This window comes from Heyndrickxia sp. FW510-T9 (assembly GCF_058781025.1).
Map to the genome: position 1 here is coordinate 65,470 of NZ_JBYSWK010000012.1, position 22,597 is coordinate 88,066.

General features: G+C 35.8%; 21 protein-coding genes. 12 read left to right on the forward strand and 9 right to left on the reverse strand.

From position 1 onward, the window contains the following. Positions 1 to 177 precede the first annotated feature (177 nt). A complete protein-coding gene (locus tag AC3WJF_RS08620) occupies positions 178 to 1,350 on the forward strand; it encodes an MFS transporter (protein WP_492451204.1) in 1,173 nt (390 codons plus the stop codon). 447 nt (positions 1,351 to 1,797) lie between these two features. Here the strand turns inward: AC3WJF_RS08620 and AC3WJF_RS08625 are convergent, their stop codons facing one another. Then, a complete protein-coding gene (locus AC3WJF_RS08625; RefSeq protein WP_492451206.1) occupies positions 1,798 to 2,622 on the reverse strand; it encodes a YihY/virulence factor BrkB family protein in 825 nt (274 codons plus the stop codon). A gap of 147 nt (positions 2,623 to 2,769) precedes the next feature. On the opposite strand from AC3WJF_RS08625, the gene AC3WJF_RS08630 reads away from it, so the two are divergent. After that, positions 2,770 to 2,991, forward strand: coding sequence for a DUF1128 domain-containing protein (locus AC3WJF_RS08630; RefSeq protein ID WP_492451208.1), 222 nt, complete (start codon positions 2,770 to 2,772; stop codon positions 2,989 to 2,991). Between the two features lie 53 nt (positions 2,992 to 3,044). Here the strand turns inward: AC3WJF_RS08630 and map are convergent, their stop codons facing one another. The 4 genes from map to AC3WJF_RS08650 all read right to left on the reverse strand — a co-directional run bounded on the left by map (position 3,045) and on the right by AC3WJF_RS08650 (position 6,339). After that, positions 3,045 to 3,800, reverse strand: a complete 756-nt coding sequence (map, locus tag AC3WJF_RS08635) for a type I methionyl aminopeptidase (RefSeq protein ID WP_492451209.1) — start codon at positions 3,798 to 3,800, stop codon at positions 3,045 to 3,047. 369 nt (positions 3,801 to 4,169) lie between these two features. Further along, a complete protein-coding gene (gene motB, locus AC3WJF_RS08640; RefSeq protein ID WP_492451210.1) occupies positions 4,170 to 4,961 on the reverse strand; it encodes a flagellar motor protein MotB in 792 nt (263 codons plus the stop codon). Further along, positions 4,954 to 5,748, reverse strand: a complete 795-nt coding sequence (motA, locus tag AC3WJF_RS08645) for a flagellar motor stator protein MotA (RefSeq protein ID WP_492451212.1) — start codon at positions 5,746 to 5,748, stop codon at positions 4,954 to 4,956. Before motA ends, motB begins: the two co-directional genes overlap by 8 nt. A 219-nt stretch (positions 5,749 to 5,967) precedes the next feature. After that, a complete protein-coding gene (locus AC3WJF_RS08650) occupies positions 5,968 to 6,339 on the reverse strand; it encodes a DnaJ family domain-containing protein (protein WP_492451214.1) in 372 nt (123 codons plus the stop codon). 479 nt (positions 6,340 to 6,818) lie between these two features. Here AC3WJF_RS08650 and AC3WJF_RS08655 point away from each other — a divergent pair, with 479 nt between their 5' ends. Together AC3WJF_RS08655 and AC3WJF_RS08660 are read left to right on the forward strand one after the other, a co-directional pair. After that, positions 6,819 to 6,974: a hypothetical protein gene (locus AC3WJF_RS08655; protein ID WP_492451216.1), complete on the forward strand. Its 156-nt coding sequence runs from the start codon at positions 6,819 to 6,821 to the stop codon at positions 6,972 to 6,974. 110 nt (positions 6,975 to 7,084) lie between these two features. Then, positions 7,085 to 7,504 carry an RDD family protein gene (locus tag AC3WJF_RS08660; RefSeq protein ID WP_492451218.1) on the forward strand — a complete coding sequence of 140 codons (420 nt, stop codon included), beginning with the start codon at positions 7,085 to 7,087 and terminating at the stop codon, positions 7,502 to 7,504. A 49-nt stretch (positions 7,505 to 7,553) separates the two neighbouring features. On the opposite strand, the gene hmpA is transcribed toward AC3WJF_RS08660, so the two are convergent. Beyond that, positions 7,554 to 8,774 (reverse strand): NO-inducible flavohemoprotein, encoded by a 1,221-nt coding sequence (hmpA, locus tag AC3WJF_RS08665; RefSeq protein ID WP_492451220.1) that lies wholly within the window; start codon positions 8,772 to 8,774, stop codon positions 7,554 to 7,556. 347 nt (positions 8,775 to 9,121) lie between these two features. Here hmpA and AC3WJF_RS08670 point away from each other — a divergent pair, with 347 nt between their 5' ends. The 4 genes from AC3WJF_RS08670 to AC3WJF_RS08685 all read left to right on the forward strand — a co-directional run bounded on the left by AC3WJF_RS08670 (position 9,122) and on the right by AC3WJF_RS08685 (position 13,514). Continuing rightward, positions 9,122 to 9,559 (forward strand): Rrf2 family transcriptional regulator, encoded by a 438-nt coding sequence (locus AC3WJF_RS08670; protein ID WP_492451221.1) that lies wholly within the window; start codon positions 9,122 to 9,124, stop codon positions 9,557 to 9,559. Positions 9,560 to 9,888: 329 nt separating this feature from the next. Continuing rightward, positions 9,889 to 11,124, forward strand: a complete 1,236-nt coding sequence (locus tag AC3WJF_RS08675; RefSeq protein ID WP_492451223.1) for an aminopeptidase — start codon at positions 9,889 to 9,891, stop codon at positions 11,122 to 11,124. Between the two features lie 156 nt (positions 11,125 to 11,280). After that, on the forward strand, positions 11,281 to 12,552 hold the full coding sequence (locus tag AC3WJF_RS08680) for an MDR family MFS transporter (RefSeq protein WP_492451225.1): 1,272 nt from the start codon (positions 11,281 to 11,283) through the stop codon (positions 12,550 to 12,552). Positions 12,553 to 12,734: 182 nt separating this feature from the next. Continuing rightward, positions 12,735 to 13,514, forward strand: coding sequence for a TraR/DksA C4-type zinc finger protein (locus AC3WJF_RS08685; protein ID WP_492451265.1), 780 nt, complete (start codon positions 12,735 to 12,737; stop codon positions 13,512 to 13,514). Between the two features lie 225 nt (positions 13,515 to 13,739). On the opposite strand, the gene hutH is transcribed toward AC3WJF_RS08685, so the two are convergent. Beyond that, positions 13,740 to 15,260 (reverse strand): histidine ammonia-lyase, encoded by a 1,521-nt coding sequence (gene hutH / locus AC3WJF_RS08690; protein WP_492451227.1) that lies wholly within the window; start codon positions 15,258 to 15,260, stop codon positions 13,740 to 13,742. A 480-nt stretch (positions 15,261 to 15,740) separates the two neighbouring features. On the opposite strand from hutH, the gene AC3WJF_RS08695 reads away from it, so the two are divergent. The 4 genes from AC3WJF_RS08695 to mreBH all read left to right on the forward strand — a co-directional run bounded on the left by AC3WJF_RS08695 (position 15,741) and on the right by mreBH (position 19,961). Continuing rightward, positions 15,741 to 16,253: an acyl-CoA thioesterase gene (locus AC3WJF_RS08695; protein ID WP_492451229.1), complete on the forward strand. Its 513-nt coding sequence runs from the start codon at positions 15,741 to 15,743 to the stop codon at positions 16,251 to 16,253. A gap of 370 nt (positions 16,254 to 16,623) precedes the next feature. Beyond that, a complete protein-coding gene (locus AC3WJF_RS08700; protein ID WP_492451230.1) occupies positions 16,624 to 17,511 on the forward strand; it encodes a permease in 888 nt (295 codons plus the stop codon). A 28-nt stretch (positions 17,512 to 17,539) separates the two neighbouring features. Next, positions 17,540 to 18,376, forward strand: a complete 837-nt coding sequence (locus tag AC3WJF_RS08705; RefSeq protein ID WP_492451232.1) for a TIGR03943 family putative permease subunit — start codon at positions 17,540 to 17,542, stop codon at positions 18,374 to 18,376. Between the two features lie 577 nt (positions 18,377 to 18,953). After that, positions 18,954 to 19,961 (forward strand): rod-share determining protein MreBH, encoded by a 1,008-nt coding sequence (gene mreBH / locus AC3WJF_RS08710; protein WP_492451234.1) that lies wholly within the window; start codon positions 18,954 to 18,956, stop codon positions 19,959 to 19,961. Positions 19,962 to 20,343: 382 nt separating this feature from the next. On the opposite strand, the gene floT is transcribed toward mreBH, so the two are convergent. Both floT and AC3WJF_RS08720 read right to left on the reverse strand, forming a co-directional pair. Then, complete coding sequence (gene floT / locus AC3WJF_RS08715; RefSeq protein ID WP_492451267.1) at positions 20,344 to 21,870, reverse strand: flotillin lipid rafts scaffold protein FloT; 1,527 nt, start codon at positions 21,868 to 21,870, stop codon at positions 20,344 to 20,346. A 33-nt stretch (positions 21,871 to 21,903) separates the two neighbouring features. Then, positions 21,904 to 22,446 (reverse strand): NfeD family membrane protein, encoded by a 543-nt coding sequence (locus tag AC3WJF_RS08720; RefSeq protein WP_492451236.1) that lies wholly within the window; start codon positions 22,444 to 22,446, stop codon positions 21,904 to 21,906. Positions 22,447 to 22,597: the final 151 nt, after the last annotated feature.

Genomic DNA, 22,597 nt, shown 5'->3' on the forward strand with positions numbered 1-22,597 from the left:
AAATCAGGAAAGATATTCTCCTATGTCATGTCTACATACTACAATGATATGTTCAATCTTCAGAAAAAAATTGGCTATTAATTGAAATAGTAGAATTTTGTTTAATTACATTTCATTAACAGGACATTTTATGTATCATGTTAGGTAAAGTAAACATAGATCACCGAGGGAATACATATGGGGAAAAATAATTTTAGATTTTGGATATTAGTTAGTATTGTTGCAATTTCGGGATTTTCACAAGGAATGCTACTTCCTTTAATTTCTGTGATATTTGAACAGGGTGGCTTACCATCCTCCTTAAATGGAATTAATGCAACTGCCCTTTATATTGGCACACTTATCGCTTCACCATTCATGGAGCAGCCGTTAAGAAAATTTGGCTACAAACCCATTATTTTATTTGGTGGCTTTGCAGTCGTCGTTTCATTAATTTCTTTTCCTTTATGGAAAACATTTTGGTTTTGGTTTTTCTTACGTCTACTCATCGGAGTTGGGGATCATGCCTTGCATTTCGCCACCCAGACATGGATTACATCATTTTCTTCACCAAAAAAGCTAGGAAGAAACATTTCTTTATACGGATTATTTTTTGGAATTGGTTTTGCAGTAGGTCCTTTAATGACACCACTTGTTAAAATAAATCAATCCTTGCCGTTTATCATTTCTTCTCTCCTATGCTTAATTGGATGGTTATTTATTTTCACTTTAAAAAATGAATTTCCTGATCAAGAGATCGGTGTTAATTCGTTTTTCAAAACGATTAAACGTTTTTCATCTGCACTAAAGATTGGCTGGGTCGCATTTCTTCCACCACTAGGGTACGGTTTTCTAGAGTCGTCCTTGAATGGTAGCTTCCCGGTTTATGCATTAAGAAACGGCATTGATGTGAAGAGTGTTTCCTTGCTATTAGCAGCATTTGCAGTTGGAGCGATTATCTTTCAGCTTCCACTTGGTATGATGAGTGACAAATACGGACGCCGAAACATTTTAATTTTCATTCTCTTTTTTGGAAGTGTTTGTTTTACGACGGCAAGTTTCGTGCAGAGCTCCACTACCGGACTCCTTATCTGTTTGTTAATCGCAGGTATGCTAGTTGGTTCTACTTTTTCACTTGGGATCTCTTATATGGCCGACCTAATGCCAAAAACCTTATTACCAACAGGAAATTTAATGTGCGGAATTTTTTATAGTATAGGAAGTTTGGGAGGACCTTTTATCGGCGGACTTTTTATTCAATTTTTCCAAAACATAAGCTTTTTTCATATTATAAGTACTATATTGTTTATTGTTTTTATTATCATCCTAACCTTCGGACAAAAGTCACTTGTAAGTGTTAGGGAAAAATAGAAGAGGAAGGTGGACGTGTTACCACCTTCCTCTTCTATTTAATGCTGTTTTCATCATTATTATAATCCTAAGCTGTTTCGTGGCATCTTTTTATTCATTTTCACCAAAACTAAGGTTGTTACCTTTATTGTCCGTATACAAAAACAACAAATTTAATGGTAACCGTTTTGTCCGTTAGCAGAACCGGATGTTTTCCCCTTAGGCTTTTGGTTTTTATTTTGTTTGGTTTTACCCATTCGTATCTCCTCTTTTCAGTTGGAAATGGTCTTGCACCATTAGTTTCAGCAATTCCTTGAAAAGCTTTCGTGGTATCTTTTGGCTAGACTGTTTTTAAGTTTAATTACCTTTTTAGCATCTTTTAATTGGATTACCTATTTTAATTCTGAATGGAAAAATTCATAAGATCTACAATTATAAAAACAACTACATTTTTGAAATGAGCCATTCCTAACAGCTTTTTTTCCTATGAGTTAATATCGCATTTATCTCTCCGCCAATCATTAAAATAAAACCTGTTAAATAAAACCAGAGAATTAAAACAATGATACCCCCCAAACTTCCATATGTTGCTGAGTAATGTCCGAAATTGGAGACATAGTAGGAGAAAGCAAAAGATACAAGCGCCCATCCTATTGCCGCAATAACAGCACCGGGTATAACGGTTAAACACCTTATTTTCTTATTAGGAGTTATATAATATAGACACATAAATACAATGAATAAAATGATAATACTTATTAGCCATCTTATCCCATTCCATATATTTGCAAATTGGTCAGATACACCGAAATAAGAAAAAATATAAACCCCAAATATTTCACCGAATATTGGTACAATTAATGCAATTAATATTACGAGGATTATTGCAATCGTAAGGATGATGGATAGGCCTCTTGTTATGTAAAATGGTCGTGTTTCTTCTACCTCATATGCCCGATTCATGGCTCTAATGATGGCATTCATTCCTAAAGATGCAGACCAAAGTGTCGCAATAATTCCAAACGATAGCAACCCTCCACTTCGATTGTTCAAAATTTCTTGAAGATTTGTCTCAATCATGGCAAGTGTTTGCTGAGGAGCGAAATCACGGATAATGTTAATTAAATCTTCTGTTGTTAGCGGAAGGTATGAAAGTAATGACACCATAAACAATAAAAGCGGAAACAGAGATAAAAGGAAAAAATACGCTAACTGTGCAGCCACTCCATTTAAATCGTTCGCATCAATTCTTTTTATCAGTTTCTTAATAAAAGAAATATAATCCTTCCCCATTCTTTTCACCTCATATATTCACAATGCTTATTCGTTATTTTCCCTAGTTAAAGAGATAAAAAACATCTAACCAACTAATTTCTATTTGACACCTTTCTTAATTCGTGAAAATATAGTAATAGCCTTTAAAAGGAAAGGATGTTTAATATGAATTTAACTGAAAAAACGCATGAAAATATTGAGTATATGATTACACAAATAACTGCTAAATTAAAAATGGTCAATGCAGATGCAATAAAAGCTACAAACTATAATGAAGAAATGTATGATGATTTACACGATATTTATCAAATGGTGATGAAAAAAAATACATTTAGTCCAAATGAAATGCAGGCAATTGTAGAGGAATTAGGAAGCTTGCGTAAATAAGATATAAAAAAACGGCATCTTATTTTATTCTTAGATGCCGTTTTATATATATATTAACAATCTTCCTGATCCGTAATTACCACGATTCCATTATTCGTTACTGCGATTGTATGCTCGTATTGAGCGGAAAGCGAACCGTCTCTCGTGCGTGCAGTCCAGCCGTTGTTATCCATCTTCGTTTCAAAGCCGCCAATATTGACCATTGGTTCAATTGTAAATACCATTCCTTCCTTTATACGTGGTCCTTTTCCTGGAAGGCCGAAATGCGGAACTTCAGGCTTTTCATGAATAGTTGGCCCGATTCCATGACCAATAAAATTGCGGACTACGGAAAACCCTTGCGCTTCTACATATGTTTGGATGGCATGGCCGATATCCCCAATGCGATTTCCAACTTTCACTTGTTCCATTCCTTTATATAATGATTCCTTCGTAACTTCCAATAACTTTTTTGATTTGGGGCTAATATTCCCAACTGGATAGCTCCATGCTGAATCTGCTAAGGCTCCATTTAAGTTAACGACCATATCAATCGTGACAATATCTCCTTCTTGTAGAGACTGTTTCCTCGGAAACCCGTGGCAAATTTCATCATTTATACTAGCACATGTCGCATATTCATAACCTTTATACCCCTTTTGCTCAGGCGTTGCGCCATTCTCCGCTAGAAATTGGTCGACAAATTCATTAATTTCCCAAGTTGATATTCCAGGTTTAATCATTTTAGCGATTTCTTTATGTATTCTCGCTAATAATTCTCCTGCTTTTTTCATCATGTCTATCTCACGCTGTGATTTTAAAGTAATCATATGGATCTTCCTTTCACTTCTTTACCTATGTTTCTTTTTTAAAATTTTGTTGCTTTTGTAAACGTTATTTAGATTAAAATTGAATAAACTTGGTAAGAAAAATTGCCCCGAAACCAAGCTTACTTAGGATTTTTAACCGATAACGAGAAACAACTATTATTGCGAAAACTGTCTTACCTATCTATATGTATGTCATTCCCATTATAATGTGAATTCTCATTACCATCATATCGTGAATGCAGACTAATGACAAAATATTTCATATCAAATGACAAAATTCTATTTATTTCCCGAGAAATCAATACATGTCGATTACTAGAAAACAATAAAAGAAAAAGCTTTCTGTACCCTCTGTACAAAAAGCCTCCACTACTCTTTCGTCATTTTTACCCTTGGCATGATTAATACTTCAACACGTCTATTTTTAGCTCTGCCTTCTGCCGTACTATTACTTGCTATTGGCTTAAATTCACCATAACCTTTTATACTAAAATATCTCGGGTCTAATTTGTGATTCTCTAAGATTATTTTCATGAAATTCATAGCTCTCATCACACTTAATTCCCAGTTGGACTGAAAATTAGCATTATGAATTGGAACATTATCTGTATGTCCACTTATTATAATAGAGCGCGGTGGATCCATAACAAGTAAATTGGAAAGTTCTTTCGCTGTTTTAACATCCTTTTTACGAATATCTGCAAGTCCTGAGTCAAATAGAACATTATCTCTAATCGTTAATAATAATCCTTCATCTGTTAAAGAAGTTGCAAACATACCTTGAAGTTTATTTTCATTTATATAAGCATTTACCTTTGCCTGAAGTTCTTTTAATTCTTCTTTATCCTGATCCTGTAATTTCTTTAAATTCTCATCTGACTTTTTAGCATGTGTTACATCCACAATTTGCTTAGATCCATTAGTGGTTGTATCAATGCTATCAACAGGTGCTGGCTTTGTATAGTTAAGTACCCCAGCACCACTTACAAATATCCCATTAAAGACTTTCGAAAGCTTTTGCAACTTCTGGGCGTCTACAGAACTAATTGCAAATAGAACGATGAATAGCGCGAGCAATAATGTTAATATATCTGCATATGGAATGAGCCATGATTCATCAGTATGATGTTCTTCATGTCCCTTCTTTCTTCGCCTACTCATTGACCATCTCAATGCTTTCACTAAGAATCTTCTTGCGTTCATCTGATGGTAAATAAGAAGCAAGCTTTTGTTCAATGACTCTCGGTGCTTCGCCTTCAAGAATTGATAGAATCCCTTCCAGCATCATTTCTTTTACTTTTACTTCTTGCTTTGATTTTTGTTTTAATTTATTTGCGAAAGGATGCCATAATACATAACCGGTGAAAATACCTAGCAATGTTGCCACGAATGCTGCTGAAATAGCTCGCCCTAATTCATCCGTATTGTCCATATTACCGAGAGCAGCGATAAGACCGAGTACGGCTCCTAAAACACCTAGTGTAGGTGCGTATGTCCCTGCTTGCGAGAAAATCGCAGCACCAGCTTGATGTCTCTCTTCCATTGCATCAATTTCTTCACTTAACACATCACGAATATATTCAGCACTTTGTCCATCGACAGCAAGGCTCAGCCCATTTTTCAAAAATGGATCTTCTACTTCCATTAGTTTGGTTTCTAGAGCTAATAATCCTTCCTTTCGCGCTAATTGTGCCAAATCCGAAAACAAGGTTATAATACTTTTTCCATCTAAAAGTTTTTGCTCTGAAAATAAAATTTTGAAAAGCTTGGGTACCTTTTTAATTTCGTTTAAGGGAAAAGCAATCGTTACTGCTGCAATAGTACCAGCAATAATAATTAATAATGCTGCGGGATTAATAATCACGGAAGGATTTACCCCTTTAAAAACCATTCCGACTCCTACAGCCAAAAAACCTAGAATAATTCCGATAACTGATGTTTTGTCCATAATTTTCACCCTATTATTTATGAATGTAAGTCTTCTTTTTATATCGGCTAACAATGGAATTTCTTTAAGAGCTTTTAGCTGAAAGTTCGACAAAATCATTTATTTTTCATCAATTATATAAATTCGGCACATCTTTGACTTGTCCAAACAGAATGCGCAACAATCTTTTTTACACATAAAAAAACAGGAGTTTCACCGAATTCCTGTTTTTTTAGTAAATTACAATAGTTTCTTTTCAATTTTTCTTTCATAGTTTTTAAAAAGGGAGGAATTTGTTTTAACACCTCGTTTAGATATTATACTGTTATATTTAAGTAATTTTTCATTCAGTTCATTTTTTAATTCTGTTTGATCTTGTTCGTTTCCACATTGTCGGATTAAATCTTGGATGGACATCATTTCTTTTTTTAATGCAGATTCTTCTTGTGTGTATCCGGCATTTTTCAAAATACGATAGGCCATTCTTATATCTTCTGGAAGATTTGCAAATTCGTCTTCGGGTAGAGGCTTTCCAATTCCGGGAAGGTTTTCGAAATCACCATTTTTTTGACCTTCTTTAATTCGATGCTCTATTATTCTAAAAAAATCCATAAGCTTACCCCTTTCCGACATGTTATACCATTATTATATAGAAAAATAACGTTTTTGAATCATTCCGTATAAAAGAATAATTGACAATATTCCAACATTTTAAAAGGAAAGCGTAAGCGCCTTGCTCATCGGCGTATGGATGAGTGAAATTGGCACTTTAAATTTCACCTTCGTAGTCTTCGACTGAGATAAAGGAAACCGTGCTGAGGTAGTTCACGAGCTATTGAAATTGGCACTTCAAATTTCACTTGATGTTGACTTATCGTAGGGAGGAGACGTAGAAATCCGCTAGCCGATAGGCGCTATTGAAATTGTAGTGCAAATTTCACCTGTAGCTAGACACAGACTATACTCATTGAATAATAAAATAACCAAAAACTTATTCTTTCTTACCTTTTCAATATATTCTTTTTTATTTGGGATAATCAAATATAGAAAGGGTAGCCTAACAAAGAATGAACTTTAGAAGGAGGAGTATTATGGCTCGCGGCAAATCCTTTAATCACAAACAAAAAAGTCACCCCGGTGACATTCCACAAAATAGCATCGCCGAAAAACATCAAAAGGAAAGAATTGGAGACGAGGAATTCATCGTAATCCGGGAAGCTTTTAAAAATCGAGTTGAAGAAGAGTAAACATTATTTAAGCTTATCCCCATTCTAAATGGGGATATTATTTTTATACATTTCCTAATATTTTTATAATATAATAGAGAAAAAATTACATATATCAATTTTTTGGGGGAATGAAATTGATTGAAAATCCTGCTGGCTTCGGGAGTCGTTTTATTGCACTTATTTTAGATACATTTGTAGTTATGATTATAGGCTTGCTCTTCATAGGTATACATAATAATGATACTCGCGTTGTTATTACAAATATTATCCAGATTATTTACGAAACTATTTTGCCGATTGTATGGTTTGGTTATACATTAGGGAAAAGAGCATTGAAAATTCGTATTGTAAAAAAAGATGGTAGTGTGCCTACAATTGGTACGATGTTGTTAAGAAATCTTGTTGTCTTACTTGTGTATCCCTTAACACTTGGGATTGGTGTAATTGTCAGTGCCTTTATGATTGGAATTCGTGAAGATAAACGATCAATTCATGATTTCATCGCAGGAACATATGTAACTTACAACCCTCCATATAAAGAGAATTAGAGTACAAAAGCTTGAACATCCATTTTGGATGTTCAAGCTTTTGTTTGTATTATTTTGCCGCAATAGGCTCTGCATCTAAATCCATTGCAGGTCCAAAAAATTCATAACGAATATTTTCTTCCTTTAGACCGATTTCTTGGAGGATTTTTACGATATTTTTTAAGAATGGTACAGGACCGCAAACATAGCAAACGGTATTTATATCTATAATATTTTGTAAGTATAGTTTCGTAATATAACCCTCAAATTGATGATTTCCTTCTTTATTTAAAGGTTTATCATAGCCAAAATAAACATGCCCTTTTTCTAATTTGTTAACAATTTCCACTACTGCATCTTTAAATGCATGATACTCTTCATTTCGTGCTGCATGAATAAATGACACTTCTCGTTTAGACCCATTATTTGCAAGTGTTTCTAACATACTCATCATCGGTGTCGAACCGACACCACCACTGATTAAGGCAATTGGTGCATCTTCATTTTCATTTAATGTAAAAACCCCAGCAGGTGCACTGATTTCTAGTGTATCACCTTCATTAATACAATCATGTAGATAATTAGATACTATTCCATTCGGATTATAGTCCACTTCCCTTTTAACAGATATGCGGTAATAATCATGACCTGGTGCACATGATAAACTGTACTGACGGTTTAAAATATAGTTTTCAGTTGGGATTTTCACCTTTACAGTAATGTATTGTCCAGGGATAAATGTTGGAACCCCATTCACATCCTTTGGTTTCAAATAAAAGGAAGTGATGACATTACTTTCTTTTATCTTTTTCACTACTTCAAATTCTTTAAAATCAATCCAACGATTTTCTTGTACTTCTGCTTTTTCATACATACCATTTTCAATATCAATAAACACTTGTGCGATTGCTCCATAGCTTTCAGCCCATGCATTTATGATTTCATCTGTAGCAGCATCGCCTAAGACTTCTTTAATTGCTTTTAATAAAAATTCCCCGACGATTGGATAATGTTCTGGTTTAATGCCTAGTCCACGGTGTTTGTGAGCAATTTGATTCACTACTGGAACAATTGCATCTAACCTATCAATATATTTTGCCGCAGCTAAAACGGTGTTAGCTAATGCTGTTTGTTGGCGACCTTGGGCTTGGTTCACATGATTGAAAATATTTAATAGCTCTGGATGTTCAGCAAACATCATTTTATAAAAAGTAGAAGTAATCGTTGATCCATGTGTTTCTAATACAGGTACAGTAGACTTTACGATATCAATTGTTTTTTGTGATAACATGTTGATCTCTCCTCAAAAGATATATTTAAAATACATATTTAATTTACACACTTAAATTAACTCGTTTTAAAACCAAAAGCAATATTTAAAATACATCTTTAAACAAGTTGTCACACTTTGGACAGTGATTAGACAAAAAGTTATAATATTTACATTAGATAAGGCTCTTTTCTTAAACTTTGTCGCTTTTGTAAAAGAAAAATAGTATGAACTTCTTCATTCGGATTAAAAATAAGTAACCCTTTTAAAAAAAAGATGCCCCGAAACGAAGACTAATTTTTGGATTTTAAACAATTACGAAAAGCTATAATTTATACAAAAACAGCCTTAATTGATAGGTGATATATATGAGATTAACGAGTTACACAGACTATTCTTTACGTGTTTTAATATATTTAGCAGCACAGGAGTCTTCTAAGCTCTCTAATATTAAGGAGATTGCGGAAGTGTATGGAATTTCCAAAAATCACTTAATGAAAGTCACCCATGATCTTGGAAAGATGGGAATGATTGTGACGATTAGAGGCAGAAATGGAGGAATTAAGCTAGCTCTCCCACCGAATGAAATTAATATTGGTTCTATCATTCGCAAAACGGAAGAGGACTTTAAGATTGTGGAGTGTTTTGATGGTGGCGGATGTATTTTAACACCAATTTGCGGTCTCAAGCATATGCTCCATAAGGCTCTCTCCGCATATTTTCAGGTTCTAGACGATTATACATTAGCAGATATCGTTCAAAACCCGCTTATTTATCGTCAGCTTTTTGAGGAAGGCACAAAATAGTGCCTTCTTTTCATTTGGCTCTTTTCTTAAACTTTGTTGCTATTTATATATGAGTAAAAATCGGCAGTTGGATTTTTACGGTAATTTTCTGCTAACTAATGAAAAACGGAATGTAGAAAAGAGCGCGAATCCTATCCATTTCAAAGATTATATACTTATACGAAAGCAACAATCTTTGCGAAAACAGCATTTCATTTAAAGTCTATCTTTTATATACTCCATCAGCACAGGATTGAAAAGATAACAAATTTAACTTACTTGTTATCATAACCCCGGATTGCTAAAATAGAATAGAACATTCTGAAAAGAAGGAAAAGGAGAATACATATATGAATAACTTTCAAGAAAATCTTGAGAAATACGCAAAATTAGCGGTTAACGTTGGGGTAAATGTTCAAAAGGGACAAACACTAGTAGTCAATGCTTCCATTGAAGCTGCGGAATTGGTCCGTCTTGTTGTAAAAAAAGCATACGAAGCAGGTTCTAAGGATGTTGTTGTAAATTGGAATGATGATACTGTTTCCCGTTTAAGATATGATCTAGCACCGGATGAAACATTTACAGAATTTCCAAAATGGCGTGCACAAGAGACAATCGAATTGGCAGAAAACGGTGCAGCGTTTTTGTCTATTGTTTCTGCTAGTCCAGACCTATTAAAAGGTGTAGATCCAAATCGTATTGCAAACTTCCAAAAAGCGGCTGGACAAGCGCTTGAAAAATATCGCCAGTTCATTCAATCAGACAAAATTAGCTGGAGTATTATAGCTGCCCCTTCAAAAGCTTGGGCTGAGAAAGTATTTCCAGAAGCTCCTACAGCAGAGGAAAGTGTTGAAAAGCTTTGGGATGCTATCTTTAAAGCGACTCGCACAGATTTACAAGATCCTGTACAAGCATGGAAAGAGCATGATGAAACATTACATAAAAAAGTGGAATACTTAAATGAAAAGCGATATAAAACGCTTCACTATACTGCACCTGGCACGGACCTAACAGTTGGTCTTCCTGAAGGGCATCTTTGGATAGGAGCAGGAAGTACCAATGAACAAAACAATGGGTTTATGGCAAATATGCCTACTGAAGAAGTCTTTACAGTACCACAAAGAGATGCAGTGGACGGGCACGTTTCCAGCACGAAGCCTTTAAGTTATGGTGGAAATATTATTGATGAATTCACGATTACCTTTGAGAAAGGCCGCATTGTCGATGTAAAGGCAAAAGAAGGCGAAGAAATCTTAAAGCAGTTAGTGGAAACAGATGAAGGATCACATTATCTTGGTGAAGCAGCCTTAGTTCCGCATAACTCACCAATCTCTCAGTCCAATATCCTTTTCTTCAATACATTATTTGATGAAAACGCATCAAACCATTTTGCTATAGGTAGTGCCTATGCTTTCTGTATTGAGGGCGGTAAGAAAATGTCTAAAGACGAGCTTGCAAAGCATGGTTTAAATCAAAGCATCACTCATGTCGATTTCATGGTTGGCTCTGGTCAAATGAATATTGATGGAATCAAAGAAGATGGTACTACGGAACCAATTTTCCGTAATGGTGATTGGGCATTTTGATACTATGATAAAAACTCCTGCTGAAAAAACAGTAGGAGTTTTTTTGTGCAACTCCAATTATTCCGACAATAACCAATTTTTCCTCCATTCTATTGTTTTCCAAAAATTTTTCATATATGATATTAGGATTGATAGTAAAGATTTGAGGTAACAACTATGAGAATACGTGATTGGGATCAAAACTTAAAAATACGTCTAATCGGGGAATCCTTGATGAATTTAACCTTTTGGATGTTCTTTCCGTTTTTGACGATTTATTTTACAGAATCATTTGGAAAAAATACTGCCGGAATGCTTCTAATTATTTCACAGGTATTTTCCGTTATAGCAAATTTGCTTGGCGGCTATTACGCAGATCGTTTTGGAAGAAAAAGGATGATGGTAATTTCGGCAATTGGTCAGGGAATAGCCTTTCTCGTTTTTGGATTTTCTAATTCTCCTTGGTTTCATTCCGCAATGCTCGGCTTTCTTTGTTTTTCCATTGCTAGTGTTTTCGGATCTTTTTACTACCCTGCAAGCCAAGCGATGGTTGCCGATGTCGTAAAGGAAAAAGACCGCAGTGATGTATTTGCCATTTTCTACACTTCCATTAATATTTCAGTCGTAATCGGTCCGATATTAGGTGGTATCTTTTTTACTTATTACCGTTTTCAGTTGCTAGTTATTGCAGGCGCTGTTTGTATATTTTTAGGAATGCTTTTATTAAAATATACACGTGAAACTTCACCAATTTATGAAAATGACCACAATGCTGATAAAGGGAAAAAGTGGTTTGAGGTCATTATATTACAGCTTAAATCGTATAACATCATCATGAGGGATCGCATTTTTTTCCTATTTATCATTGCTGGTATCCTTATTGCCCAAACCTTTATGCAATTGGATCTTCTCTTCCCTGTTTTTATTAAAGAACAGGTAAAACATGCGACACTTTTTGACTTAGGAAACTTTCACCTTTCTATGACTGGTGAGCAGACATTTGGTCTCATCCTTTCGGAAAATGGATTACTTGTTGCTCTGTTGACCGTATTTGTTACAAGATGGATGACGAAATATAAAGAAAAACATGTATTCATATTATCAAGTGTAGCATATGCAATTTCGATTTATTTCTTTGGTCAATTTCCATTTGTTTGGGGCTTTATCCTATCGATGGCGATTTTTTCATTTGCTGAACTAATGGTTGCCGGAATTCAGCAAAGCTTTATCTCAAAATTAGCGCCAGAAGATATGCGTGGCCAATATTTTGCTGCTGCAAGTTTGCGTTATACTTTTGGTCGGACCATTGCTCCAATCTCCATCCCACTAGCATCTTGGATAGGTTATTATAGCACTTTTATTGTGTTAGCATTATTAGCTATATTGAGTGCTGGGATTTATTCCGTAGTATTTCGCAAATTTGAAACGCAAAAAGGAAAGCAAATATAATTGCTTTCCTTTTTTTAATTTAAAAAGTATATTTAATTCTCTGTCTAGCAACAGCGCCTATCGACAGCGGATGTACAAGGCTCTTGCGCTTTTCTAATATGAACTTTTTTACAGTCATGTTTTCTTTTGTTTTGTTAAATAATACAGACAGATGAAGAATTTATATGAAAGAAGTGATTGTTATTCTTACTTCAGAACAGTTATCTCACTTCCAATCTGTGCTCCAACAGGCAAAAGATGAACTTGAAGAACAGTTTAAGCAAAATGATCATTACGGTTTAGAAGCTGGACATCCACACGATGCAGTCGGTGAATTGTCCAGCTATGATAATCACCCTGGTGATGAAGGAACAGAGCTCTATGAGCGTGAAAAAGATATTGCCTTAAATGAACATAGTGAATATGAATTAAAAAACATAGAGCGAGCACTAGATGCGATTCAAAAAGGCTCCTACGGCAAATGTATTGAGTGTGGGAAGGAAATTCCGCTTGAACGTTTGGAAGCTATTCCACAGACACTATACTGCATCGATCATACGCCAGATCGTACGATATCCACTAATCGTCCCATTGAAGAGGGCGTGCTTATGCCTCCATGGGGGAAATTTAATTTCGATGAAAAATTGGACGAGTCCGAGGCGTACGATGCAGAAGATAGTTGGCAGGACGTTGCGAAATGGGGAACATCAGAATCACCTTCAGATTTTGTAAATCCTCCTGAACATTATGATGAAATGTACATTGACTCAGATGAAAATGTAGGATATGTGGAAGACTTCGAAAATTTCGTCGGGACAGATATCGAGGGAAATTACCGATATATATACCGTAATGATCAATATGAGAAATACAATGATGTATTAGAAGAGGAAAATATCATGACGACATTTGGAGATTTGCCAAGATCTGAGCATGATCCATATGTCGAGGATGAGGATGACGATAGTGATTCCCGTCATTAAAGATTTAACGCAGGTAACACTGCAAACTTAAAGAGGTAAAATAGTTCCAAAGTACTAATTCGGGCGATTTAACCCTAAATTCGCGAGAATAATCGCAAGTTTCGCGAGATTACTGAATAGATTCACGAGATTACAGCCAATATTCGCGAGATTAAACAAAAAAAGGGATTACGCTAACTTCTTATAACTAAAAACAGGTGCCACATAACAGCACCTGTTTTTATATTATTGAACTTTGGAACCTTGTTTCGTATCGACCAATATCGTTTCATCTGATTCCTTCATCCATGCTGACATTGCTTCAATATCTTTTGAGAATATACGATCCTTTATGATACTAGGGACAATTTGACGTCCTTTATCATAAAAATCTTTTGTTGAGTGTGCCATTTTTTCCACTCCTCGGTATTCAGCACCTTGCATGGCACAAATCATCTCAATAGCTAATACCCTTCTTGAGTTTTGCAAAATTTGATACGCATGTCTTGAGGCGATCGTTCCCATACTGACATGATCCTCTTGATTTGCTGACGATGGAATCGAGTCCACACTGGCAGGATGTGCAAGTGTTTTATTTTCTGATACTAAGGCTGCGGCAGCATATTGCATGATCATAGCTCCTGATTGCAAGCCAGGTTCAGGACTCAAAAATCCAGGTAAATCATTTAGTTGCGGATTAACTAATCGTTCAATTCGTCTTTCCGATATATTAGCCAATTCTGCAACTGCGATCTTCATGAAATCCATTGCTAGGGCAATCGGTTGACCATGAAAGTTTCCACCTGAAATAATTTTTTCTCCATCATTAAAAATAAGCGGATTATCTGTTGCTGCATTCATTTCTATTTCTAGCTTTTCCCTTACATAATCTAATGCTTGCCAAGAGGCACCATGTACTTGCGGAATACAGCGTAAGGAATAGGCATCTTGAACTCTAAGCTCACCTTGTCTTGTTGTAAGCTTGCTGTCTGATAAATATTCGCGAATTCTCCTTGCCACTTCCACTTGTTGATAATAGCCGCGAACAAGATGAACATCCTCATCGAAAGCATCAATAATACCTTGTAGTGCTTCCATTGTCATGGATGCAATGAGTTCGCTTTGTCTTGCTAATTTTTCTGCCTCTAAAAACGCCACGACACCCATTGCCGTCATCGCTTGCGTACCATTAATTAAAGCTAAGCCTTCTTTCGCTTGTAAGGTAATTGGAAGAATGCCTTCTTTTTCTAAAGCAACCCATGTGTCTGTCCGTTGTCCCTTGTAATAGACTTCTCCTTCCCCCATTAAAGCAAGGGCTAAATGAGAAAGCGGTGCTAAATCTCCACTTGCTCCTAATGAGCCTTGCTGAGGAATAACTGGATGAATGTGAGCATTTAATAAATCTAAAAGCCGATGAATAACGACTGGGCGTACTCCGGAAAAGCCTTTTATTAATGCATTTGCACGTAGTAACAGCATTGCACGGGAGACTACCTCAGGAAATGGATCGCCAACACCACATGCATGGGAATGAATTAAATTTAATTGCAATTCCTCCACATTCTCGGAATCAATATATACATCACTGAATTTCCCGAAACCAGTCGTGATCCCGTATACCACCCTTTTTTCTTCGACTATTTTTTTTACAGCCTCGTGACTCTTTTGTACTCTTTCCATACTTTCTGGAGAGGCAAGTACAAATTCTTTTTTATATAAAACCTCATAAACCGATTTAAGCGTTAACGAATTACCTGTAAGCTCCATATTTCCATCTCCTTTTGTTTTGGGCTGTTTCCCATAGATCGTTGCTTTCCGTAAATGTTTCTAAATCTTAAATTAGCTTAATTTTGGAGCATCTTTTCTTTAAACGTCTTTCCATACTTAAGTAGAATAAAAAGGTTTAAAATTCTCAGTTACAAAAACAACAAAGTTTAAGAAAAGAGCATCTTTTGGTACAGTAGCACACTAAAGAAAAAGGCCTGGTCACAAATTATCAGTTTGTGATCAAGCCTTTCATTACTCCGATTTTTATATTGAAGTTTATTCTCATAGGTACTCACCTTTTTTGAAAAATATATTTCCTATTTAAAAGAATACGTGTAAGCTGAGTATTTTGTCAATTAAAAATGTTCCATATTTTAACAAGTTATTTTATTAATGTGTTAGTATAAGAAAGAGTACTCATATTATAATTATCTACCTTTGTAACATACTATAATGAAATAAACTAATGGAGTGACAATTATGAACGAAAACCAAACAATCTTTATGCGTGAAACCTTAACCGTTCAGACAAGACAGGTATTTCCACCGGATACGAATCATCATGGGACATTATTTGGCGGAAAATTAATGGCATACATTGATGAAACAGCAGCCATTTCGGCTACAAAATTAGCAAGGGGACCAGTTGTTACTGCCTCTACGGATTCAGTGGATTTTATCAAGCCTATTCGTATAGGAGATGCCGTCACGATCGAAGCTATGGTTTCTCGGACAGGAAGAAGTTCCATGGAAATTTTTCTAAAAATCACAGCTGAAAATCTTTTGACAAGAGAAAAGTCTATTGCAGCACTGTCATTTTTAACTTTTGTTGCTTTAGATGAAAATGGAAAACCAACGCAAATCCCAACTGTTATTCCAGAAACAGAAGAAGAAATATGGTTGAATGAAACGGCCATCAAAAGAGCAGAACATCGTAAAGAAAGAAAGAAGGAAAGCGAAGATTTAGCTCGTTTTTTTCAAAAAGGGAATTAAAAAGAAAAGCGTAAGCGGCTTGCTCATCGGCGTACGGATTTCGTAGTCTTCGACTGAGATAAAGGAAACACGGCGAGGGACGAGTCGATGTTGACTTATCGTAGGGAGAAGACGTAGAAATCCGCTAGCCGATAGGCGCTGCAGCTAGACAGAATCTAACCTTCCTTGTCAAATAAGATATATTGTAAAAAACATATACTTTATCTTTTTAAAATAGTTCCTAAATACTCCACATCCATTTATTGTGGAGTATTTTATTTAGTCTTTACAAATAACTTCCATCTCCATATTTTAGGTATTTCGTTTGGCAAAGGATAAGCCAGTGAGTTATAATACAGGTTAGCAATTTACTAGAAAAGGAGACGAATTAATGACGAGTCAATCCTTTTTACAAATGAATACAATATTTATTAGTATTCTTATAGAATCTTTACCATTTGTGTTATTAGGAGTCCTTGTTTCAGGGATCATTCAAATGTTTGTGACAGAAGAAATGATATCAAAAATCTTGCCAAAGAATCGGTTTTTGGCGGTACTGGTTGCAACGGTAATGGGTGCTCTATTTCCAGCCTGTGAATGTGGAATTGTTCCAATATCAAGGAGGTTAATGTCCAAAGGGGTGCCACTTCATGCAGCCATTAGCTTCATGTTAACGGGACCGATTATTAATCCTATTGTGTTGTTCTCTACTTATATCGCTTTTGGAAATAGCTGGAGAATGGTACTTTATCGTGGTGGTCTTTCCTTTGTTGTTTCATTGATCGTAGGATTTATTATTTCCTATCAATTTAAGACATCACAACTGAGAGAATCGAAGGTTCATCACCATCATCATCATGGAAATGGTTTTAAAGGGAAGATTAAGGGAACCATTCAACATACGATTGATGAATTCTTCTCTGTTGGGAAATTTCTAATCATCGGTGCTCTTATCGCAGCTGCTATGCAAACTTATGTGAAAACGTCCACTTTAACATCCATCGGACACGGACCATTTTCCTCACATCTTGTCATGATGGGACTTAGTTATGTATTATCAATTTGTTCAGAGGCAGACGCCTTTGTAGCTTCATCATTCCAGAGTACGTTTTCTATAAGCTCCATTGTTGCCTTTCTTGTCTTTGGAGCAATGTTTGATATAAAAAACACACTAATGATGTTTCAGGCATTTAAGACGAAATTTATTTTCTATTTGTTTATCTATGTAGGTTTATTCGTATTCTTAGGGTCGATGATAATTGCAAAATTTTCATATTGAGTACTTTATAGAAAGGAAAATATGAGACATGATACGATTTTTTATTTTACTTGGTTTCTCGTTTCTCTTTTTACATTTGCATGCGACCGGGTCTATTAGTAAATACATTAATATGAAATATTCATATATCTCTTTCATCACTATCTTTGTGCTCTTTTTCCTAACAATTGTTCAGCTGTATTTTTATATAAAAGGGGATAAAGAAACCGAAGTGACTTGTGAACATGGATGTGATCATCATCACCACCAAAAAACATGGAAAGATTATGTGATGCTGCCTATTCTCATATTCCCGATTTTCTCCGTACTATGTTTACCGGTGGCTACGCTTGATTCAAGTATAGTTAAAGCCAAGGGATATAACTTTAATGTGTACAATGACAAAGATACTTCTGCCATTCATGAATTTCTACAGCCTGATTCAAGTGTTTATTATGGGCAAGACGGCTATGATGAATTAATGGGAAATTCAAAGAAAAAGTTTAGTAAACTAGGTAATCAAATTACCTTAAGTGATGAAGATTGGCTACAAGGTATGGAGACGATTTACCGATTCCCTGGGGATTTCATGGGAAAAACAGTACAATTCCGGGGTTTTGCCTATAATGAAAAAAATCTTGCGGCAAACCAAGTGTTTATTTTCCGGTTCGGTATTATTCACTGTGTTGCTGACTCTGGTGTATTCGGTATGCTTGTTGAGTTTCCAAAAAATGTTCATTACCATAATGACGATTGGTTGCAAGTAACGGGAACGTTAACTTCAGAGTACTTCCAACCGTTTAAGAAAACAATACCTGTTTTAAAAGTGGATAAAGTAAACCAGATCCCAGTACCAAAAGATCAGTATGTTTATCGGAATTATTAAAAGAACTAATTAGGCGTGGAATTTTTCAGTGCTGAAACTAGTCTTAAAAAAATGGATTAAAATATAGTAGAACTTAATATATATTACTATAGGGTATACAGCTATCATGTATACCCTATTACATTTTTACAAAACATTTAAGATTTGATGACAAGAAAAGGCTTGACCAGTATACTGGTATTTCGTTTAATTCTTTTCAGCAGTAGCATTAGCCCCACTATCTTCTTTTCTTTACATTTGTAACAATCACCTTATGGTATAAATTGTATTCCTTATTACCCTCATAAATCATCTATACTTAATGGAAGATTTATATGTAAGGCTGTTTTCGTATAGCTTGTTACTTTTCGTAAGTTGTATTAATCCTAATTTAATATTTGAACGGGGCATCTTTTCTTAAAAAGGCTAACTATACTTAAGTCGAATAAGGAAGGTATAAAATTACCATTTACAAAAACAACATAGTTTAAGAAAAGAGCCATATGTAATGACAAAAAAATCAAAGACTTTCGTCACTGTTCTACAATGACTTTATTTGGAAAGTACTATTTATAATAAAAGGGAAAGGTGAAAATTCATGTTTGCAAATGCTGATATTGGAATTGATTTAGGGACTGCTAACACACTTGTTTTTAGTAAAAATAAAGGGGTCATTTTGAATGAGCCATCCGTCGTTGCCCTTAATACTGAAACAAATAAAATAATGGCGGTTGGCCAAGAGGCGAAAAATATGATCGGAAAGACACCAGAAAAAATTGTAGCTATCCGTCCGTTAAAAGATGGCGTAATTGCTGATTTCGACATTACGACTGAGATGCTAAAGTTTATTATGAAAAAAATTAGTAAACAACTTGGAATAGCTGTGAGAAAACCAAATGTGATTGTGTGTACTCCTTCTGGTGCTACATCTGTGGAAAGAAGAGCGATCCAGGATGCAGTGAAAAATAGCGGTGCTAAAAACGTTCATTTAATTGAAGAGCCTGTTGCAGCAGCTATCGGAGCAGACTTACCTGTGGACGAACCTGTAGCAAATGTTATTGTAGATATTGGTGGTGGAACTACGGAGGTTGCTATCATTTCGTATGGCGGAGTAGTAACAAGTAACACAATAAGAGTAGGCGGCGACAGAATGGATGAGGATATCATCGGGCATGTCAGAAAATCTTATAATCTCTTAATCGGAGAACGTACTGCCGAACAAGTAAAAATAGAAATTGGCTATGCTCTAGTAGATCACGATGAAATCTCCATGGAAGTTCGTGGTCGTGATTTAGTATCTGGATTACCCAAAACAGTTACATTACAATCAACAGAAATTCAAAATGCAATGCAAGAGTCTCTCTTAAAAATATTAGAATCCATTCGTGCAACACTAGAAAATTGCCCAGCTGAATTGAGTGGAGATATTGTAGATCGCGGTGTAATTTTAACTGGTGGTGGAGCGCTCCTTAACGGCATGCAAGACTGGTTAGCGAAAAGCATTATTGTCCCAGTTCACTTAGCACCAAATCCATTAGAATCTGTTGTAATTGGAACTGGAAAATCATTAAAATTCATAAATCGCTTGCAACCTATGGCGAAATAATGGATTACTAGAAAAAGAGCAATGATGCTCTTTTTTAGTTTATTCGAATCCTCACCCTAGGTATTTAGTCCTGTTTCGGGCTGTTCCATGGCATTTTCGGGCCATTCATCCCGAATTTCGGTCCGTTTCATTATTATTTCGGGCTATTAACAACCGCTTTCGGGCTGTTTAGATGTTGAGGATTCAATTCGGTTATTCCACAATGCTAATAATAGTAGATTCCTAAGGAATAATACTTATTATCTGCTAAGTTCCAATACCATATGCCTTCCTTTACATTATCCAAGGCTATGACCACTTGTTTTTTAGATTTAAGAAGAAATATTTGCGCAAAAGCATAATAAAAGGGAGCGACATTTAATTAGCGCTCCCTTTTTACTTATTATTCTTCCGTTTTTGCTTTATTCGCATCCGAGATTGTATCTGTTAGATTCTCAATACTGCCGCGAACATTGTATTTTCCTGATAGGTTTTCTAAAAGCCCTTTTACATCGATGCCTGATGATGCTTTAAGCGACTCTTGGAGGCTGGCCATTAAGCTAGTTGCATAACCTGTTACTTTATTGGCTCCGCCTTCACCGGTGCCACCGCCAGTATCCACAACAGTAATCTTGTCAATATTACTAAGCGGGCTTGCAACTTGTTTTGCATATTCAGGAAGCATTTTTAAAATCATATCCATAACAGCTGCCTGGCCAAATTGTTCGAAAGCTTCCGCAATTTTTCTCTTCGCTTCTGCTTCGGCAAGACCTTTTAAACGGATAATATCTGCTTCAGATTCCCCTTGTGCTCTTTGTGCTTCCGCATGTGCCAAACCGTCAATCCGCACTTTCTCCGCTTCTGCTTTTGCCATTGATTCAATGCGATATTTATTCGCATCCGCTTCTGCCATTTGTTTTGCCTTATCGGCTACGGCTGCCTGTTCTACAGCATAACGGTCTGCATCTGCCTTTTTCTTTACTTCTGAGTCATATTGACGCTCACGGCGCAGGATTTCTTTCTCTTCTAGTTCGATCTGCTTTTGACGCTCAATGATTTTAATTTGCATTTCTTGTTCTGTAACTTCCTGTTTGGAACGTGCTGTTTCCAAATCATACGCTTGGTCAGCACGCGCTTTGGCGATATCTTGTTCACGGCGAAAATCTGCAATTTTCATTTGATTTTCTTTTTCTGCTTCCGCAATTTCTGTTGATCTTTCTAATTCCGCTCTCTGTGCATCCTTAGAGGCTTCTGCACGCTTAATTCTCGTTTCTTTTTCTGCCTCAGCAGTTGCAATATCCGCATCCCTCTTCACTTGGGCAATTCTCGGCTTTCCAAGAGAATCTAAGTATCCGTTTTTATCTCTTACTTCTTTAATTGTAAAGGATACAATTACTAACCCCATCTTAGCTAAATCCTGGGAAGCTACTCGCTGAACCTCTTGAGAAAATTTATCCCTGTTTTTATAGATTTCTTCTACTGTCATCGAGCCAAGAATAGATCGAAGATGCCCCTCCAGTACTTCCTTCGCTTCGTTTTCACGGTCCTGTTTTGTTTTTCCTAAAAATTGTTCTGCTGCAGTGGCAATTTCTCCAATGGATCCGCCAATTTTAATAATTGCTGTTCCATCAGCCATAACCGGCACACCTTGCTCTGTATACACTTCAGGTGTGGTAACATCTAACTTACTGGACAATAAGCTTAATGGCTTGGATTGTTGGAAAACTGGTAATACGAATGTACCGCCTCCGCGAATAATTTTGACTTTATTTCCACCTTCATCCACATGGACATTTCTTCCGCCAAGATAGCTTCCTGTAACGATTAGAGCCTCATCTGGACTTGCAGTGCGATACTTAGAAATAAATACTCCAATTAAAGCGATTAATAAAAATACTACAATGGCAACAACGATCCAAATTCCGATCATACCAGATTCAAACATACCTTCTCCCCCTGTCTCTTATTCTTCATAATGTAATTGATTATTTTCATATGAAACTACATATAGTACACTATTCTTTACTTCAATCACCAGTACCTGCTTACCTTCTTCTATTGGATCATTATTAACACTAGCAGCAGGTTTGGCAATTGTACCACTGTTGCTTTCAATCACTACTTCGCCAAATCCATCCTCTGGAATGGAAATGATCGTTTTTCCAATTCTCCCTTTTAATGATTCCTCAGTGTAAGCAAGCGATTCCTCTGCTGAAGAAAGTGGAATGAGTACAAACATATTTAATAGTGAATCTAAAGCGAGAGCGATAATAGCCGAAATGGCTATAATAAGGCCACTCGACATGTTTGTTGCAAGCTCGAAAATATATCCGCTTGCTGAGAAAAACGTGATGAATGATAGTACTAAGGTTGGATGAAAAAAGCTTAACCCTTCCCCAACTCCATGCAGCACGTCACCGAAAAAAATATAAAGAATGGTCAAGACACCAGATACAATTAATAAGATTAAGTAAATGGTTTCAATTTGTGTTCCGAATATCGTCATTCTCATCATTCCTTCAGATTGAACTTTTAAATAATCTTTATATGTCGTCTTTCTCCTTTCTATATTTCCTACCTACATTTACGGAGCATCTGGAACTTTGGTTTCACTTTAATTTAAAAATTTTTCCCATTGTGCTTACTTGAAATGGACA